The 17,713-nt window shown below is 71.4% G+C and carries 17 protein-coding genes and 1 pseudogene; 7 read left to right on the forward strand and 11 right to left on the reverse strand.

Annotated elements, in window-relative coordinates; translation table 11 throughout:
• Positions 1 to 43: 43 nt before the first annotated feature.
• From mqnC to paaA, 9 genes are all read right to left on the reverse strand, one after another.
• A complete protein-coding gene (mqnC, locus tag AB0F61_RS08230; protein WP_357805136.1) occupies positions 44 to 1,234 on the reverse strand; it encodes a cyclic dehypoxanthinyl futalosine synthase in 1,191 nt (396 codons plus the stop codon).
• A gap of 216 nt (positions 1,235 to 1,450) precedes the next feature.
• A complete protein-coding gene (locus AB0F61_RS08235; protein WP_357805139.1) occupies positions 1,451 to 2,596 on the reverse strand; it encodes a hypothetical protein in 1,146 nt (381 codons plus the stop codon).
• The gene (locus AB0F61_RS08240) at positions 2,593 to 3,165 is read right to left on the reverse strand and encodes a sigma-70 family RNA polymerase sigma factor (RefSeq protein WP_357805142.1); all 573 of its coding nucleotides are present in this window, start codon (positions 3,163 to 3,165) and stop codon (positions 2,593 to 2,595) included. Before AB0F61_RS08240 ends, AB0F61_RS08235 begins: the two co-directional genes overlap by 4 nt.
• 330 nt (positions 3,166 to 3,495) lie before the next feature.
• A complete protein-coding gene (locus tag AB0F61_RS08245; RefSeq protein WP_357805145.1) occupies positions 3,496 to 3,906 on the reverse strand; it encodes a hypothetical protein in 411 nt (136 codons plus the stop codon).
• Positions 3,907 to 3,965: 59 nt separating this feature from the next.
• Positions 3,966 to 5,075, reverse strand: coding sequence for a 1,2-phenylacetyl-CoA epoxidase subunit PaaE (gene paaE / locus AB0F61_RS08250; RefSeq protein ID WP_357805147.1), 1,110 nt, complete (start codon positions 5,073 to 5,075; stop codon positions 3,966 to 3,968).
• Positions 5,072 to 5,545, reverse strand: a complete 474-nt coding sequence (paaD, locus tag AB0F61_RS08255; protein WP_357805907.1) for a 1,2-phenylacetyl-CoA epoxidase subunit PaaD — start codon at positions 5,543 to 5,545, stop codon at positions 5,072 to 5,074. Before paaD ends, paaE begins: the two co-directional genes overlap by 4 nt.
• Before the next feature lie 41 nt (positions 5,546 to 5,586).
• Positions 5,587 to 6,312, reverse strand: coding sequence for a 1,2-phenylacetyl-CoA epoxidase subunit PaaC (gene paaC / locus AB0F61_RS08260; protein WP_357805150.1), 726 nt, complete (start codon positions 6,310 to 6,312; stop codon positions 5,587 to 5,589).
• Positions 6,309 to 6,596 (reverse strand): 1,2-phenylacetyl-CoA epoxidase subunit PaaB, encoded by a 288-nt coding sequence (paaB, locus tag AB0F61_RS08265; RefSeq protein ID WP_357805152.1) that lies wholly within the window; start codon positions 6,594 to 6,596, stop codon positions 6,309 to 6,311. The genes paaC and paaB overlap by 4 nt, the downstream gene beginning before the upstream one ends.
• Positions 6,593 to 7,684, reverse strand: coding sequence for a 1,2-phenylacetyl-CoA epoxidase subunit PaaA (gene paaA / locus AB0F61_RS08270; protein WP_357805154.1), 1,092 nt, complete (start codon positions 7,682 to 7,684; stop codon positions 6,593 to 6,595). The genes paaB and paaA overlap by 4 nt, the downstream gene beginning before the upstream one ends.
• 370 nt (positions 7,685 to 8,054) lie before the next feature.
• Here paaA and AB0F61_RS08275 point away from each other — a divergent pair, with 370 nt between their 5' ends.
• Together AB0F61_RS08275 and AB0F61_RS08280 are read left to right on the forward strand one after the other, a co-directional pair.
• Positions 8,055 to 9,044 (forward strand): hypothetical protein, encoded by a 990-nt coding sequence (locus AB0F61_RS08275; protein WP_357805157.1) that lies wholly within the window; start codon positions 8,055 to 8,057, stop codon positions 9,042 to 9,044.
• The gene (locus tag AB0F61_RS08280; RefSeq protein ID WP_357805159.1) at positions 9,044 to 10,006 is read left to right on the forward strand and encodes a hypothetical protein; all 963 of its coding nucleotides are present in this window, start codon (positions 9,044 to 9,046) and stop codon (positions 10,004 to 10,006) included. The genes AB0F61_RS08275 and AB0F61_RS08280 overlap by 1 nt, the downstream gene beginning before the upstream one ends.
• A gap of 35 nt (positions 10,007 to 10,041) precedes the next feature.
• On the opposite strand, the gene AB0F61_RS08285 is transcribed toward AB0F61_RS08280, so the two are convergent.
• Entirely contained in the window at positions 10,042 to 10,893 is an 852-nt protein-coding gene (locus AB0F61_RS08285) for a menaquinone biosynthesis protein (RefSeq protein WP_357805161.1), read from the reverse strand.
• Between the two features lie 203 nt (positions 10,894 to 11,096).
• On the opposite strand from AB0F61_RS08285, the pseudogene AB0F61_RS08290 reads away from it, so the two are divergent.
• The 3 genes and pseudogenes from AB0F61_RS08290 to AB0F61_RS08300 form a co-directional block, all read left to right on the forward strand.
• Positions 11,097 to 11,513, forward strand: a pseudogene (locus AB0F61_RS08290) (DUF222 domain-containing protein); the annotation flags it as partial.
• A gap of 77 nt (positions 11,514 to 11,590) precedes the next feature.
• On the forward strand, positions 11,591 to 12,346 hold the full coding sequence (locus AB0F61_RS08295) for a DUF222 domain-containing protein (RefSeq protein ID WP_357805928.1): 756 nt from the start codon (positions 11,591 to 11,593) through the stop codon (positions 12,344 to 12,346).
• A 383-nt stretch (positions 12,347 to 12,729) separates the two neighbouring features.
• The gene (locus AB0F61_RS08300; RefSeq protein WP_357805164.1) at positions 12,730 to 14,991 is read left to right on the forward strand and encodes an AAA family ATPase; all 2,262 of its coding nucleotides are present in this window, start codon (positions 12,730 to 12,732) and stop codon (positions 14,989 to 14,991) included.
• A gap of 26 nt (positions 14,992 to 15,017) precedes the next feature.
• Here AB0F61_RS08300 and AB0F61_RS08305 read toward each other — a convergent pair whose 3' ends face one another.
• A complete protein-coding gene (locus tag AB0F61_RS08305) occupies positions 15,018 to 15,629 on the reverse strand; it encodes a hypothetical protein (RefSeq protein WP_357805167.1) in 612 nt (203 codons plus the stop codon).
• A gap of 393 nt (positions 15,630 to 16,022) precedes the next feature.
• Between AB0F61_RS08305 and AB0F61_RS08310 the strand changes: the two genes are divergently transcribed.
• Both AB0F61_RS08310 and AB0F61_RS08315 read left to right on the forward strand, forming a co-directional pair.
• Positions 16,023 to 16,964: an ABC transporter ATP-binding protein gene (locus AB0F61_RS08310; RefSeq protein WP_357805170.1), complete on the forward strand. Its 942-nt coding sequence runs from the start codon at positions 16,023 to 16,025 to the stop codon at positions 16,962 to 16,964.
• Between the two features lie 10 nt (positions 16,965 to 16,974).
• Positions 16,975 to 17,712 (forward strand): ABC transporter permease, encoded by a 738-nt coding sequence (locus AB0F61_RS08315; protein WP_357805173.1) that lies wholly within the window; start codon positions 16,975 to 16,977, stop codon positions 17,710 to 17,712.
• Position 17,713 lies beyond the last annotated feature (1 nt).

A 17,713-nucleotide genomic window follows, 5' to 3' on the forward strand; every position in this document is an offset into this window, starting at 1 on the left:
GCATGAGTCTCGGGTCAGCCGAACGGCCGGGCGTCGAGCCGCGTCAGTTGACGTCGACGAGTGGCAGGGATCGGCCCGCGCCACCGCCGGGCAGGGCGATCGAGGAGAAGTGCGAGACCACCCGATCGTCGGTCGGGTCGTCGGCCGGCGTGTGGTGCACGGCGAGCCGGTTGTAGAGGGTGTCGCGCTGCGCGGGGATCCGGTCCGCCGAGCGGATCATGCCGATCAGCTCGTGCAGGTTGGAGCGGTGCCGCGCACCGGCGGAGGAGATCACGTTCTCCTCCAGCATGATCGAGCCGAGGTCGTCCACACCCATGTGCAGGGAGAGTTGCCCGACGTCCTTACCGGTCGTCAGCCAGGACGCCTGCAGGTGCGGCACGGTCTCGAAGAACAGCCGGGCCACCGCGACGAGGCGCAGGTATTCCAGGGTGGTGGCCTGGGTGCGGCCCTTGAGGTGGTTGTTCTCCGGCTGGTACGTCCACGGGATGAAGGACCGGAACCCGCGGGTGCGGTCCTGCACGTCCCGGATCATGCGCAGGTGCTCGATCCGCTCGGCGTGCGTCTCGCCGGTGCCCATCATCATGGTGGCGGTCGACTCGACGCCCTGCCGGTGCGCCAGCTCCATGACCTCCAGCCAGCGCTCGCCCGATTCCTTCAGTGGCGCGATCGCCTTACGCGGACGCTCCGGCAGCATCTCCGCGCCGGCGCCCGCGATCGAGTCCAGACCGGCGGTCTTGATCCGGGCGATGGCCTCGTCCAGGCTCACCCCGGAGACCTTCGCCATGTGCAGGATCTCGCTGGGGCCGATCGAGTGGATGACCAACTGCGGGTACGCCTGCTTGACCGAAGAGAACAGCTCCTCGTAGTACTCCACGCCGTAGTCCGGGTGGTGCCCGCCCTGGAGCATCACCTGGGTGGCGCCCAGCTCGACCGCCTCGCCGCACCGGCGCAGGATCTCCTCGGTCGGGTGGCTCCACCCTTCCTGGTGCTTCGGCGCACGGTAGAACGCGCAGAACTTGCACGCCGTCACGCAGACGTTCGTGTAGTTGATGTTGCGATCGATCAGGTACGTGACGACGTTGTCCGGGTAGCGCCGCCGACGCACCGCGTCCGCCGCCTCGCCCAACGCGTGGAAGGGCGCCTCGGTGTAGAGCAGCAGGGCCTCCTCGGGCGTGATCCGCCCGCCGTCCGCGCCACGCTGCAGGATGTCGTCGATCTCCCGGCTCACCGTCACGCCCCCGAGCGTACGCCGACCGCCGGCCTTGTCCCTGAGGGGTGCTCAGGGCTGTGATTCGCTCCGCACATCCTTGATCGGGCTGGTACACACAACCCTCGGCCGTGCGAACAACCAAAAAGACGGTGCGGGCCGCCTGGAGGCGGCCCGCACCGTTACCGAACGCCGGGCGCGTTACGTCGTCTGCCGGAATGCTGGCGGGTGGGAGTTCCCGGCCTACAGGTCGGCCTTCGTCACGCGGGAGGATTCGTACGTCGTGGAGGCCTGGGGGGTGCCCGGCACGATGGAGACGTCCTTGACCAGCATGCCGGTCTCGGCGTCGATGGTCAGCACCTCGCTGCCCTCGCCGCCGAACATCTCGGGGCCGGCGGTGATCGTCAGCGTGGCCTTGCCGTGGGTGGTCGAGTTCTTGACGCTGACCGCGGAGATGGTGGACAGCAGACGCAGCACACCGGCCCGGACCTGCGTGTTGCCGTCGCCAGCGGACAGCGCTTGGGTGCTGTACGTCCACAGGGCGTTGTCGAAGTGCTGCTGAACGGCCTGGGGGCTGTACGGCTTCGGCTCGGCGTTGCCGCCCTTCTGCTTGATAATCACCTGGGCGGCCGCCTGCTGCTTGTCCCACACCGCCTTCTGCGCTGCGGGATCGAGGCCCACCAGCGGCTCCTTGGCTGCCTTGAGCATCTGGGTCCGGCCGTCGGCCGGGCTGCTGTCCGCCGCGGCGACGGCTGCCTCGAGGAGCGGAGCGTAGCCGCCGTCCGTCATCTGGTCCTGGTGACGGGCGATCGCACGCTTGATGTCCTGCACGCTGTTGCCCGTATAGATCGCGTGACCGTCGGTGTACAGCGTGTAGACGACCTGCATGGTCTTGGTGCCGTGAACCTGCGTCGCCTTCACCAGCCACGCGTCGCCCGCCGGCGGGGTGACCGTCTTGATGGACCCGGCCAGGGTCATCAGCGGCGCGCGCTCGACGGGCCCGTCGGCAGTGGTCGAGCCCGAGGCGGCGGCCGACGAATCCTTGCCGGCCTGCGTGCCTCCAGTCGCCGGCGAGTTGATCATCATAGCGACGACTGCCGCCGCGGCGGCAACCCCCACCCCGGCGCCGATGCCCAATCGGCCCGCGATACCGATCCGGCGGCGGCGCTGAATCGCCGGGCTGGATTCGTGGTCCCGCGTGGTTGTCGTCGTTTCCATGGTTGAAGTCGCCTCCATAGTCGTGTCCTCCGCTGACGTCGCGCCCAGCAGCCGCACGGTTCCGGGGTCGGCCATAGCCGCCCGCAGCACCGCCCGCGCCCGCTGATACGCCTCCGGGCGCAGTGGTTCTGCGCTGCCCAACGCACCGACCAGATCGAGCTCGTCGGTCATCGGTGTCTCTCCTTCGTGCTGTTGCGGTCCTTCAGAAGCGCGGACACCCCCGGCGCGTCGCGCAATGCCGTCCTGGCCTGGCTCAGCAGCCGCCGCGCGGTGCCGGCCGGTATGCCGAGTGCCCGCGCGGCGTCGGCTGCGGTCAGGTCCTCCCAGGCGACGAGCCTCAGGACCTCCCGCTCTTCGGGTTTGAGCCGCGTCAGGGCCGACCGGAGCACCGCCCGGGCGTCCACGCCGAGGTCCACCGCCGACCACGGATCCGATCCAGTAGCCACGTCCGGCACGTCCGCGACCAGGTCCTCGGCCGGCCGGGACCGCCAGTAGCGCCGCAGGCGATTCAATGCCACCCCGTACAGCCACGGCCGCGCATCGTTGTACGACCGGTCGTACAACCGCCGCGACTCGAACGCCGCAACCCAAACCTCGCCCAGGAGGTCCTCAGCCGCATCCCGCCCCGCCCGACGAACGAGGTACGCACCGACGGCGGCCTCATGACGCTCGACCACCTCCACGAAGGCGTCGACATCGCCATCCAGCGACCGGCCTATCAAATCCGCATCCGAAGCCATGGCCCTCCTCGGCAAAGTCCGCGCTTCAACCTGTCATTGCCGATCAGGAGGGAAAGTGTTCAGGGCCGAGGTCCGAGGGCGAGCGGTGTTGTCGCCGCACCTGCTCCGCGGATTGGCCGTCGAGGTCGATCTCAGCTCGCCCCGCCCCGCGTCGCTTTGACGCCCGAAAGGACTGCGGTGATGTGCTCCGAACCGCTCGGGAGCTGGTCAGACGCCTTGGCAGCGCAGCGCGGCGGGGACGGCGTTCAGGTCGTGGGCCGCGCCGGGCAGTGCGGCCGAGGCCCAGACGAGACGCCCGGCCCGGCGGCAGTAGCTCAGGTCACTCCCTGATCACTCGTCCGACAGCTCGACCCGCACGCCATATCGCCTGCGGGCGTCGGCCACCATCTCCGCGCCGGCGTACCGGGGAAGCCGGGCCCGCCACCACGGCCGGGGCACCTCGAAGGGAAGCGGCTCGGATCCCAGCAGGGCCCGGAACCGCTCGTCCGCCTCCGTGACCTCCGCCCACATCCAGCCCAGCTCCGGGATGCCCGCGAGCGCGGGCCCGTTCAGCACCCGCTCGATGAGGTCCCGGACGGTCAGGTCGTTGTTGTACTCGTCGAGGTTGTCGTCGTAGCCCTCTTCGCAGAACTCCACGAACTGGGCCCACTGCCCCAGCAACTCCCCGGGCAGCCGGGGTCGCGCACCCGTCGCGGCCACCGCCGCCCGGAAGCGGTCGGCGAAGCCGACATGTTCGGTCATGGCCTGACCCTAGGGAGCCGGCCGGCGACATGCCGCCCCGTCGCCGCGCGCGATGCGGGTCAGGCGTCGTAGTCGACGGTGAGCCGGTCGGTGGTCGGGCTGGACTGGCAGGTGAGGACGTAGCCGGCGGCCAACTCGTCCGGCTCCAGGGCGTAGTTGCGAACCATCGTGACCGACCCGTCGACGACCTTCGCCTTGCAGGTCGAGCAGACACCGCCCTTGCAGGCGTACGGCAACTCGCCGCGCACCTTCAGCGCGGCGTCCAGCACCCGCTCCTCGCGACCCATCGTGAAGCTCGACGACCGGCCGTCAAGCACGATGGTGACCTCCGCCCCGGCGCCCGCCTGGTCCACCGGGCGGCGCACCGGCTCCGGCGGCGCGTCGACGTGGAACAGCTCGGTGTGCACCGCCGACTCGGGCAGGCCACGTGCGGTGAGCACGTCCCGGACGTCGACCACCATGGCGTACGGGCCGCAGAGGAACCATTCCTCGATCACGTCGCCCGGCACGATGGTGCCCAGCAACCGGCCCAGCCGCTCGGCGTCGATCCGCCCGGAGAGCAGCGCCGACTCGCCCTGCTCGCGGGAGAGCACGTGCACCAGGTGCAGCCGGGTGGGATGGCGGTCCTTCAGATCGGCCAGCTCCTCGGCGAACATCACAGTGTTGGCCGTGCGGTTGCCGTACACCAGGGTGAAGGTGCTGGCCGGCTCGACGGCCAGCGCCGTCGCGACGAGCGCGAGCACCGGGGTGATGCCGGAGCCGGCGACGACAGCGCCGTAGTGCCGGGCCCGGTCCGGCGCGAACGCCGTGGTGAAGGTGCCCAACGGCGGCAGCACCTCGACCGTGTCGCCACCACGCAACGCCCCGCACGCGAACGCCGAGAACGCGCCGCCGGGGATCTCCCGCACCCCGATCCGCAACCGGCCGTGCCGGGCCAGGTCGTCGGGGGTGGAGCAGATCGAGTACGACCGGCGCACGTCCGTGCCGTCCTCGGCCACGCGACGCACGGTGAGGTGCTGGCCCGCGCGGAACGCGAAGGTCTCCCGCAGATCCTCGGGTACGGCGAAGGTCACCGCAACCGCATCGTCGGTGAGCCGGTCGACGGCCGCGACCGACAGCGGGTGGAAGACCGGCCGGCGGCGGACCGGGCGGGTGATGGTGACAGTCACAGCGCCTTCAGGTGGTCGAAGGGTTCGGAGCAGGAACGGCACCGCCACAGAGCCTTGCACGCGGTGGAGCCGAACCGGCTGACCTGCTCGGTCTCCGGTGAGCCGCACTGCGGGCAGCGGACCGCGAGGGTCAACGGGACGACGCCGGCGGCGGACACCGGGGCCGGCGGGGCGATCCCGGCGGCGGCGAGCTTGGCCCGCCCGGCGTCGGAGATCCAGTCGGTGCTCCACGGTGGGCTGTAGACGGTGCGGACCTCGGCGTCGGGGTGGCCGGCGACCGCCAGCGCGCGGCGGATGTCGGTGCGGATCACGTCCATCGCCGGGCAACCGGTGTAGGTCGGGGTGATGGTGACGGTGACCCGACCGCTTGTCGGGTCCTCCTCGACCGCCCGCAGGATGCCAAGCTCGGCAATGGTGATCACCCGGATCTCCGGGTCCACGACGCCTGCGGCGGCCTCCCGCGCGTTCACCGTGCCGCGGTTCGCGACCGCCGGGCTCGCGCTCGGCGCGCTCACCAGGTCGCTCCGGGATGGGCGCGGTGCAGCACCTGCATCTCGGCGAGCAGGTAGGCCAGGTGCTCGGTGTGCACGCCGTCCCGCCCGCCGGCCGGGGCCCAGCCGCTTCCCGGTCGGATGAGCGTCGCCTCGGCCAGCACCGCGCCGACGGTCTCGTCGAACGCCGGCCGCAGGGTGGCCGGGTCGACCGGCGCCGCCGGGTCCGCGGCGAACAACTCGTGGGTGTACGGCCACACCTGGTCGACGGCCGCCTGCATGCGACGGTGCGACTCGTCGGTGCCGTCGCCGAGCCGCTTCACCCACAGTGCGCCATGGTCCAGGTGGTACGCCGACTCCTTGCGCGCCTTCGCACCGATCGCGGCCAACCGCTCGTCGGCGCAACCGGCAAGCGCCGCGTACAGCGGTAGCTGGTAGGCCGCCAGGAAGAACAACTTCGCCATGGTCACCGCGAAGTCGCCGTTGGGCAGCTCGACCAGTAGCGCGTTGCGGAACTCGCGGTCGTCACGCAGGAACGCCAACGCGTCCTCGTCCCGGCCCGCGCCCTCCAACTCGCCCGCGTAGGACAGCAGCAGCCGGGCCGCGCCGAGCTGGTCGAGGGCGATGTTCGCAAGCGCGATGTCCTCTTCCATCTCCGGCGCGCGGGTCGTCCACTCGGCCAGTCGTTGCGCCGCGATCAGCGCGTCGTCGCCGAGGGCGAGGGCGAAGTGGTGAGGCCCGTTCACAGGTGGGCCACCCCGTCCGGCACCTCGTAGAAGGTGGGGTGGCGGTAGACCTTGTCGGCGGCCGGGTCGAAGAAGGAGTCCTTCTCGTCCGGGCTGGACGCGGTGATCGCGCCGGCCGGCACCACCCAGATCGACACACCCTCCTGGCGGCGGGTGTACAGGTCCCGGGCGTTGCGCAGGGCCAGCTCCGCGTCGGGGGCGTGCAGGCTGCCGACGTGGGTGTGTGACAGGCCGCGTCGCGCCCGCACGAAGACCTCCCAGAGCGGCGAGTGTTCGGTAGTCACGCGGCCACCTTCTCCTTCTGTCGCGCCCGCTTCGCGGCGTACGCCGCGGCGGCCTCGCGGACCCAGGCGCCCCCGGTGTGCGCCGCCCGACGGTGGGCCATCCGTTCCCGGTTGCACGGCCCGTCGCCGGAGATCACCCGCAGCAGCTCGTCGTAGTCCGGCTGGGTGTAGTCGTACGCCTGCCGCTCCTCGTTCCAGCGCAGGTCCGGATCGGGGATGCGCACGCCGAGGATCTCGGCCTGCTGGACGCACATGTCGACGAAACGCTGCCGCAGATCGTCGTTCGAGAAACGCTTGATCTTCCAGGACATCGACTGGGCGGAGTGCGTGGAGTCGCCGTCCGGCGGGCCGAACATCGCAAGCGACGGGTACCACCAGCGGTCCACCGCGTCCTGGGCCATCGCCTGCTGCGCCGGGGTGCCGTGCGTCAGGGTGTGCAGGATCTCGTAACCCTGCCGCTGGTGGAACGACTCCTCCTTGCAGACCCGGATCATCGCGCGGGCGTACGGGCCGTACGAGCAGCGGCACAGCGGCACCTGGTTGACGATCGCCGCGCCATCCACCAGCCAACCGATCGCGCCGACGTCGGCCCAGCTCAGGGTGGGGTAGTTGAAGATCGAGCTGTACTTCTGCCGGCCGTCGAGCAGCAGCCGGACCAGCTCGTCACGGCTGATGCCGAGGGTCTCGGCGGCAGCGTAGAGGTAGAGGCCGTGACCCGCCTCGTCCTGCACCTTGGCCAGCAGGATCGCCTTGCGCTTGAGCGACGGCGCCCGACTGATCCAGTTGCCCTCCGGCTGCATGCCGATGATCTCGGAGTGGGCGTGCTGGGCGATCTGCCGGATCAGCGTCCGGCGGTACGCGTCGGGCATCCAGTCGCGTGGCTCGATCTTCTGCTCGGCGTCGACCACCTCGGTGAAGTACGCCGCGAGGTCCTCGTCGGGCGCGGGTCCGCCACGCCGGCCGCGCGCCGCCGCCGCGCGTAGCTCTGCCTCGGCGGCCTCGACCTCGCCCAGCAGGCCGGCAGCGGGCGCGTCGCCCGCCGCGGCGTCCGACGCGTCGGTCGGGGTCGGGAAGTCGTTGCCATACATGGGACAAGTGTTACAGCTTGCGACCCAAGAAACCAGAGCGTGTAACAGGAATCCGAGGATCCGATCCGTAACGGAATGAGCGCTTTGCGCTACCCGGGCGCTCCACCTTCACGGTGATCTGGCCCACGAAACGAAGGTGAATCGCCACAAGGACCGCATACCGTCTCCATATCCCGCCTTTATCGCAGGTTGCCTAGTGTCGGACCCTGGCGGGTCTCCCAAGCAGACGTAGACTTTCCGCCGTCACACCGATCGGCTTCAGAAGATCGCCGCCAGACAGAGGTCACCTCCCCCGGCCTCGGCGATTCGGCCGACCCGTCCGGACAACAAGCCGGTCCCCCCGGCCCTGACACCTGGAGTTCACCCACTCATGCGATCCCGCGTGACCCTGGTGCTCGCCATCACGGCGGTCCTGCTCGGCGGCGTCCTCCTGGTCCCCGCCGCGTACGCCCGACTCTCCGACGGCAGCGGAGGCGGTGGTGGTGGCGGCGGCGACGCGACCGTCGCCGCGCCCGCACCCACGCCACCGCCGCCGCCCACGCTGGCGGCCGGTCCGGTGTCGGTGAACTTCCAGGGCGACTTCTTCTCCTGGGCGCTGCTGGATCGGCAGACCGGCAAGATCTCCGGGTCGCCGAACATGGCCGCGACCAGCTCCACCGAGTCGATGCTCAAGGCCTGGATCGTCTCCGACTACCTGCGTCAACTCGGCGACAGGGAACCGCCCGCGGCGCTGAAGAAGGCGGCCAGCCTCGCCATTCGGGAGAGCAACGATGACGCCGCCAACCTGGTCTACCGGGCCGCCGGCGGTTCGTACGCCGTCCCGGCCGGTGGCCAGCCGGGGCCCGTACTCAAGCGCGCGATCAGCATCTGTGGCCTGACCGACACCAAGCGCGGCAACGTGCCGAAGTACGAGGGCTGGTGGAGCTTCACCCGGATGTCCCCCCGCGACGCGGTCCGGATGGGCGACTGCATCGCCGACGGCAAGGCCGCCGGCCAGAAGTGGACCAAGTGGGTGCTCAGCGAGATGAGCCAGGTACGCGGCACCACCGCGGACAAGGACCAGAAGGCCAAGTCCGGGGGTGGGCACTGGGGGATCATCGACGGCCTGCCGAAATCGATCACGGCGCAGGGCCCGGTCAGCATCAAGAACGGATGGACGCGGATCAACTATGACGCCAACTGGCACGTCAACTGCCTCGCCGTCACCGGCAAGTGGAGTCTCGCGGTGATGCTGCGCTATTCGATCAAGAACAGTCTCGACTACGGCGCGAAGGTCTGCGCCAGTGTCGCCACCCAGTTGGTCACCCCGCAGCCCGGGGCCGCGCTCAAGGTGCCGCAGCAGCCCGCCGGGAAGCTCTGATGGCCGGAAATCGGCGGGCCGACCGGCGCGGCGGCGGTGAGACGTCCCCGCTGCGACTCATCGCCGTCGCCGTCATCCTGATCGGGTTGGTGCTGGTGTCGCTGCGGCTGCTGCCCGGGTCACCGTTCGAGTCGGCGGCCGCCGCCAGGTGGGGCGACGCCGGCTCCAGCACGAGCGACCGCCCCACCGGCGCAGGCACCAACCGGAGTGCCCGCCAGCCGTCCTCGCCGTCACCGAGCCCCAGCCCGGAGCTGGAGCCGCTGCCGTTCGTCGCCAAGGACCTCAAGCTGGACATCGAGGGCTGGTACGCCTGGAGCGTGTTGGACCGCCGCACCGGGCAGATCATCGGCTCCAAGAACATGAACGAGACAAGCACCACCGCGTCGATGATCAAATCCTGGATCGTCGCCGACTACCTGCGCCGCTCGGCCGACGCCGGCCAGACGCCCAGCGACGCGAAGCTCGCCGACGCGACCCGGATCATCCGGGACAGTGACAACACCCGGGCCGAACAGTTCTACAACCAGGTCGATCGGGACGCCTCGATCAAGCGGCTGATCTCCATGTGCAAGCTGACCGACAGCAAGGTCGCCCCCGACAAGGGCTGGTCCCGGACGGCGCTGTCCCCCCGGGACACCGCCCGCCTGGGCAACTGCATCGCCACCGGCACCGCCGCCGGGCCGAAGTGGACCAAGTGGCTGCTCAACGAGATGAAACTGGTCCGCGGCGCCGGTGACTTCGGCATCCGCAAGGCCTTCCCGGCCGCGGAGCAGAAGCAGATCGCCATCAAGAACGGGTGGATCGACCGGACCCAGGAGCAGGAGATGCACATCAACTGCCTGGCCATCGGCGACACCTGGACGATGGGCGTGATGGTCAAGTACCCGATCAACATGGGCTACGACTACGGCATGAAGAACTGCGAGAAGATCACCGAGGCGCTTCTGCGCCCCGGCACCTGAGCGGCCGCCCCGCGCCCGCGGGGCGGCCCCGCCGGTCAGCCGGCGAAGAACTCGGGGCCGCCGTCCGGCAGCTCCGGGGCCTCGCCGATCGCGGCGGCTCGCCGGGCCCACTCGCGCAGCCCGGCGACCTGCCGGTCACCGAGCGAGAAGTCCAGGGTACGGAAGTACGTGGCCAGGGTCGCCGCGTCGAACGTCTCCCAGCGGGCCGCGGCCTCGGCGACCTGGTCCAGCTCGGCCAGGCACAGGTCCCGCGAGCGTAGGAACGCCTCGTGCACCTCCTTGACTAGGCCGGGATGGGCGGCTGCGAAGTCGCGGCGGACCGCCCAGACGGCGAAGACCATCGGCAGGCCGCTCCACTCCCGCCACGCCTGCCCGAGGTCGGTGACGATGAGACCGCGCTGCGGCGCCTCGTAGTACGCCCGCAGCGCCACGTCCCCGATCAGCACCCCGGCGTCGGCTTCGAGCAGCATCTGGGTCAGGTCCGGTGGGCAGCGGAAGTATTCGGGCCGCACGTTGTACCGCTCGGCGAGCAGCAACTGGGCCAGCATCACCCCGGTCCGCGAGGTCGAGCCGAGCGCCACCCGGGCGCCGTCCAGCTCGGCGAGGGGTCGGGTGGAGACCATGTTGACCGAGAGCACCGGTCCGTCACTGCCCACCGCCAGGTCCGGCAGGAGGAGCAGCTCGTCGGCGTGCTTCAGGTACTCCAACAGTGTGATCGGGCCGATGTCGAGGTCACCGGCGACCAGTGCCGCGCTCAACCGGTCCGGCGAATCCTTCTGCAGGTCGACGTCGAGCAGGGCACCGGAGCGCATCAGACCCCAGTAGATCGGCAGGCAGTTCAGGAACTGGATGTGCCCGACCCGCGGGCGTGCGATGCGCTCAACCATGACCCGACCGTATCCCCGGCCTTCGGATCCGGCTCGGCGGGTCGGCCCGGAGTGGGCAAGCCCGCATCCGGCCCGGTCGCCGCCGGTCAGGCTCGACCGGCCGTCGGCGTTTCACCGCCGACGCCGTGACCGGCACGAACCCGGCCCGTCCCATTGATGATCGACGACCTGGAAGTGTCGTACGTCAGTTCTATTCTGACGTCATGTTGAGGGCGTTGGCGCAGGCAGGAGGTGCGGTCGACGACTGCACCGAGACCGCGCTCTGGGGGCTCTCCGACGATGAGCTGCTCGCCTCTCTCGACGCGACCCAGGTGTTGGCGCAGCGGCTGTCCACCGTTCAGCTCGGGCTGGTCCGCGAGTTGGACGCCCGCGGTCTGGCGGTCGCCCAGGGCGCCTCGTCCACCGCCGTCTGGCTGCGGGAGCGGCTCCGGCTCTCCGGCCGCTCCGCGCGCCACCTGGTTCAGCTCGCCGCCACCGTCGACGCCGCGCCAGCAGCGGTGCGTGACGCGCTGCTCAGCGGTGCCATCACCGTCGAGCAGGGTCGAGTGGTGGCCGAGACGATCGCCGCCCTCCCGGTGGAGGCCGGCCCCGAGGTGGCGGACAAGGCCACCCAACTCCTGGTCGCCTGGGCCGACCGGTTCGATCCGACCGTCCTGAGCCGGCTCGGAGAGCGGGTCCTCACGACGTCGCGCCGGATCTGGCCGACCAGGCTGAGCTCAAGGCTCTCCAACGGGCCACCGAGCGGGCCGAGGCCCGCCGGCACGTCACGCTCTCCGAGCAGCAGAACGGTCAGGTACGCCTCAGCGGAAACCTCGACACCGAGACCGCGAGCCTGCTCCGGGAGGCGATCGACCCGCTCTGCGCCCCGGCCGGTGAGCACGATGATCGCAGCCCAGGTCAGCGGCGTGCCGACGCGCTTGGCGAGATCTGTCGATTGGCGCTGCGCACGGGTCAACTGCCCGACAGCGGCGGAGACCGGCCTCAGCTCGTGGTGACCGTGTCGCTCGACGATCTGGTCAACGGCGTACGCGCCGGCACGTTGGAGACCGGAGTTCGTCTCACGCCGGGTGCGGTCCGCCGTCTCGCCTGCGACGCCAACCTGTTGCCGGCCGTGCTGGGCGGCAACAGTCAGGTCCTGGACGTCGGCCGCCAGCGCCGGCTCTTCACCGGCCCGCTGAGGCGTGCGCTGGTGCTGCGCGACGGCGGTTGCGCCTTCCCTGGCTGCGACCGGCCGCCGAGATGGTGCGACGGTCACCATGTCCGGCACTGGGCCGACGGTGGGGCGACAGCGCTGGGCAATGCCGTGCTGCTCTGCGGCTACCACCACCGGTTCGTCCATCGCGGCGACTGGACGGTCCGCATCGCGGCGGACGGCCGGCCCGAGTTCCTTCCGCCCCGGTGGCTCGACCCGCTGCGCACACCACGCCGCAACCTCTACCACCAGCGCTGCTGATGCCGCCGACCACGGCTACGCCGCCCTGGGACCCCGGACCAGGACCAGGACAAACGGCAGACCCCGGCTCAGCCCTGCCGCTCCGCCACCGGCCGCTACGAGCCGAACAAGGCACCCAGCGGCCAGGCCGCACGACCAGCAACACGCCATCTCAGCGTGCCTACCGGCAGACGTCACCAGCGCCGCCCATCCGGCAACACGCCGTCTCGGACGGGTGGCCGGCCGGGTAACCCGATGGAACCGACGGGTCCGGGGGCGTAAGGTTGCAGGCCGCTTGACGGCCGAGGTGAGCTGCACCGGAACGGACGTCTTCGCGCCGGGCGGCCGGCCATCCGCCCCCGGACACGCGAGCGCGCAGCAGATGTGAACGATGGGACGTCAGCATGCCCGCACTTGACCTCGACACCCAGCTCGACACGGACCTTGCCGACGAACGCGCTCACCTGGAAGCCTCGCGGATCGCGCTGCGGCGGATGCGGGAGCGGGCCGAAGCCCTCTTCGCCACAGGTGACCAGGTGGCCGGCGACGCGTACGCGGCGGAGACGCTCGGCCGCACCCTCGCCCGCCGGGTGGCCGAGCTGGCCGACGACCCGACCACGCCCCTGTTCTTCGGCCGCCTCGACTTCGCCGGGTCCACAGACCCCGACGGCACGGACCCCGACGGCACGGACCCCGACAGCACCGACACCGGCAGCGCCGCACACGGCACCAGCGACGGCAGCAGCACCGCGCAGGGCAGCACCGGAGGCAGCCGCACCACGCACGGCAGCACCGGAGGCAGCCGCACCGCGCAGGGCAGCGCCGGGGGCAGGGCCGGCGACGGGGATCCCGGCGCGGGTGCGCGCAGCTCGGATCATGACGGTCGGCGGTATCACGTGGGGCGGCGGCATGTCGCCGACGACCGCGGTGAGCCGTTGGTGCTTGACTGGCGGGCGCCGGTTTCCCGGTCGTTCTACCAGGCCAGCGCACGGGATCCGCAGGGTGTGGCGGTCCGGCGTCGGTTCGGGTTCAGCAACGGGGTGCTGACCAGCTTCGAGGACGAGCGTCTCGATCGGGGCGAGGAGCTCGGCACGACCAGTCGGATCCTCACCGCCGAGATCGAGCGGCCGCGGGTCGGGCCGATGCGGGACATCGTCGCCACGATTCAGCCGGAGCAGGACGAGTTGGTCAGGGCCGACCTTGCCGACTCGATCTGCGTGCAGGGAGCGCCGGGCACCGGGAAGACGGCAGTCGGCCTGCACCGGGCCGCGTACCTGCTCTATCTGCACCGGGAGCGGTTGCGGCGGGCGGGTGTGCTTATCGTCGGGCCGAACCGGGCGTTCCTGTCGTACATCGCGGCGGTGTTGCCGGCGCTCGGTGAGGTCGAGGTCGAACAGGCCACGGTGGAGGAGTTGATCTCCCGGGTGCCGGTCCGGGCGGTCGAGGCACCGGAGGTCGCCGTGCTCAAGCACGACGTACGCATGGCGCGTGTGTTGCAACGCGCGGTGCGGGCCCAGATCGGCACGCCCACCGAATCGATCACCGTGTCGGACGGCTCGTTCCGGTGGCGGATCGGGTTGGAGCCGTTGCACCGGATCGTCGAGGAGACCCGCCGGGAAGGGCTGCCGTACGCCACGGGTCGGGAGCGGGTCCGCGCGCGGGTGGTCAGCCTGCTGCAACGACAGGCCGAGGCGCGGCGGGCGGAGTCGCCAGGCGATGCCTGGTTGCGCCGGATGGGTCGCTGCCGGCCGGTGGTCGATTTCCTGGACGCGGTCTGGCCGGCGCTCACCCCGGAAGGGCTGGTGTTCGGCCTGCTCTCCGACCCGGGCCGGCTCGCCGCCGCGGCGGACGGGCTGCTCACCGACACCGAGCAGGCGCTGCTCGGCTGGGCGAAGCCGGCCCGCACCGCGAAGGCGACCCGCTGGACCTCGGCCGACGTGGTGTTGCTCGACGAGGCGGCTGGCCTCCTGGAACGGCCCTCCGGTTTCGGGCACGTGGTGGTGGACGAGGCGCAGGACCTCTCCCCGATGCAGTGTCGGGCCATCGCCCGGCGCAGCGAGCACGGCTCGGTCACCCTCCTCGGTGACCTCGCCCAGGGCACCGCGCCGTGGGCGGCGACGGACTGGCGTGAGTCCCTCGCCCACCTGGGCAAGCCGGACGCCGTGGTGGTCCCGTTGACTGTGGGTTTCCGGGTGCCCGCAGCGGTGGTCGCCTTCGCGAACCTGCTGCTTCCGGCACTCGCGGTGGACGTACCGCCGGCCGAGTCGCTGCGCCACGACGGTGGGCTGGACGTGCGTCCCGTGACCGACCTGGTCGCGGAGACGGTGGCCGAGGTGCGGGCGGCGCTCGCGCACGACGGTTCGGTGGGTGTGATCGCCGCCGACGACGCGGTCGACGGACTGCGCGCGGCGCTGGCCGCCGCCGGTGTCGCGACCGCGACCGCCGACGACGTGACGGCCGCGGAGCGGGTCACCGTGGTGCCCGCGACGCTCGTCAAGGGCCTGGAGTACGACCATGTGGTGGTGGTCGAGCCGGCCGCGATCGTCGCGGCCGAGCCGCGCGGGCTGCACCGGCTGTACGTGGTGCTGACCCGGGCGGTGTCCCGGCTGGCGGTGCTGCACAGCGAGCCGCTGCCCGCCCCGCTCGGCGGTGGCTCAGCCGGCTGACACGGCCCGCCCCGCTCGGCGGTGGCTCAGCCGGCTGACACGGCCGCCGCGACCTCCCGCAGGGGGCGGCCGGAGTCGGCAAGCGGCACGTGGAACGACAGCCACGACCCGTCGGTGAAGTCGATCCGCAGCCGCTTCCAGTTCAACCGGTACCGGCCGACCCGGGCGGCCACCGTCGTGCGCGGCGCCGACCCGAGCAGCTCGACGTCGGCCTGCGCCCGTTCGTCCGCCGCCGAGCTGGAGAGCAGGCCGACCGGTGCTGTCGCGCCGAGCAGCAACCGCTGGTCGGTGACCCCCAGCAGGATGTCCCGGAGACCGAAACCCTTCGTCGCCACGGTCAGGGCGTGGTGCAGCAGAGACGCCTGCGACCCCGGTTCGCCTCGACCTCCGACACCGAAGAAGAGCCAGTCGACGGCGGTGTCCGCACGGCCGAAGGTGATGTTCGGCGAGAGCACGTTGAGCAGGACGCCCAGCAGGCTCGGCCCGCCGGGGGCAGGTGAGGCCGCCGGTTGCGGGGGCGCCGCCGGGGCGAGACCTCCGCCCACCCGGACCCGGGCCACCGCACGCACCGGCTCTCCGGCGGGTAGCAGTCGCGTGAGCCCCTCGACGTACCGGGCGTGACTCCCGTCGAGCGTCATCGGTGCAGCTCGCGGTGCGGGCTCGACACGGACCCTCCTGTGTGTCCTGTGCGACGGGTCAGCCGCCGCCGTTCCCACCATAGGCACTGTCCACGCAACCGGTGATCCCGCCCGCGACGTGGGGGGTCACCGAGCTTTGGCTTTGCGTCATATGGTTCGGTGCGGGAACTCGACGACGGTCTGCTTCCCACGACGCCGCGGGGGGGGCAGTGTGAGCGCGCAGGGAACAGCACGGGTCGTCCACCCGCAGGCAGCGGGTCGCCGTCAGCCTCACCACGCTCGGCGACGGCGAGAGGATCAGGCTCCGCCGGTCGCGGCCGGGCCGGTTGGCGTTCGAGGCGCACACCGAAGAGGTCCGCGCCCTGCTCGATTCACTCCGTCGAAGGAGCAGTCATGACCCTCGTCCGCGCCGACCAGGCCAGCCGCCGGTACGGCGACGTCCTCGCCCTCGACCGCGTCGACCTGGAGGTCCGGGCCGGTGAGCTGGTCGGCCTGCTCGGGCCGAACGGCGCCGGCAAGAGCACCCTGATGAACCTGCTGGTGGGCCTGCGCCGCCCCACCTCCGGGCGGGTCGAGCTGAACGGCGGCGACCCCCGCGACCCGGCGAGCCGCCGGCAGATCGGCGTCACTCCGCAGGAGACCGGGCTGCCGGGCACCCTGCGGGTCGGCGAGGTCGTCGACTTCGTCTCGGCGCACTACCCGGACCCGGTGCCCCGCGGGGAGCTGCTCGACCGCTTCGATCTGGGCGATCTGGCCCGACGGCAGTGCGGTGGGCTCTCCGGTGGGCAGCGCCGTCGGCTGGCGGTGGCGCTGGCGTTCGTCGGCCGACCCCGCCTGGTGCTGCTCGACGAACCGACCACCGGCCTGGACGTGGCCGCCCGGCACGCCCTGTGGGAGGCGATCCGCGCGTTTCACGCCGACGGCGGCACCGTGCTGTTGAGCAGCCACTACCTGGAGGAGGTGGAGGCGCTGGCACACCGGGTGGTCGTCATCGGGCAGGGCCGGGTGCTCGCCGACGACACCGTGGACGCGGTGCGTGGCATCGTCGGCGTACGCCGGGTCAGCCTGGTCACCGACGAACTCCCCGACCTGCCCGGGGTCGTTCGCAGTGAACGGATCGACGGGCGGGTGCACCTGCTCACCACCGACGCCGACGAGTTGGTCCGCGCGCTTGTCACGGCCCGGACTCCCTTCAGCGACCTGGAGGTACGGCCGACCTCGCTCGAGGAGGCGTTCCTCGCCATCACCAGCGGGGACGCGCCCGGCGGGGACCAGCCCGCCAGCGCAGACCGGCCCGCCGCCGCCGCTGCCGGCGGCCGATCCGCCACCGCCTGAGGAGTCCACCGTGCAGCTTGCCCTGGTCCATGCCCGCTACCAGCTCCTGGAGATCATCCGGATCCCGGTGGCGGTCGTCGGCAGCGCCTTCTTCCCGGCCGCCGCCATGATCTTCTTCGTGGTGCCGTTCGCCGGCGACGACTCGGCCGGCGCCACCTTCGCCACCGCGTCGATGGTCACCTTCTCGGTGATGAGCGCCAACATCTTCCAGTACGGGGTCGGCGTCGCGGAGGACCGCGACCAGCCGTGGAACCCGTACACCCGGACCCTGCCGACCGGGCCGGCCCCCCGCTTCGCGGGCCGGGTGCTGGCCGGCCTGGCGCTGACGTACCTCTCACTGATCCCGGTCGTGGTCATCGGCCTGACGCTCACCGCGGCCCGGATCACCCCGGCGGCGTTCCTCCTGACCGCCGTCACGGTGGCCGTCATCTCGGTGCCGTTCACGCTGATGGGCCTCGCCATCGGCTACTCGCTGCCGAGCAAGGCCGCGATCGTGGTGGCCCAGGTGGTCTTCCTGCCGCTCGCGTTCGGCGGCGGGCTGCTCTCCGCACCCGGAGAGGCGCCCGGTTTCATCGAGACGATCGCGCCGTTCCTGCCCACCCGGGGGGCGGCCGAACTGATGTGGTCGGCGGTCGGTGACTACGCCGTCGAGCCGCTGGCACTGATCATGCTCGGCGTCTGGGTGGTACTGCTCGCCGCGCTCGCCGCCTGGGCCTACCGACGGGACGAGGGTCGCCGGTTCACCTGAC

Source organism: Micromonospora sp. NPDC023888 (assembly GCF_040639415.1).
Taxonomy (GTDB): Bacteria; Actinomycetota; Actinomycetes; order Mycobacteriales; family Micromonosporaceae; genus Micromonospora.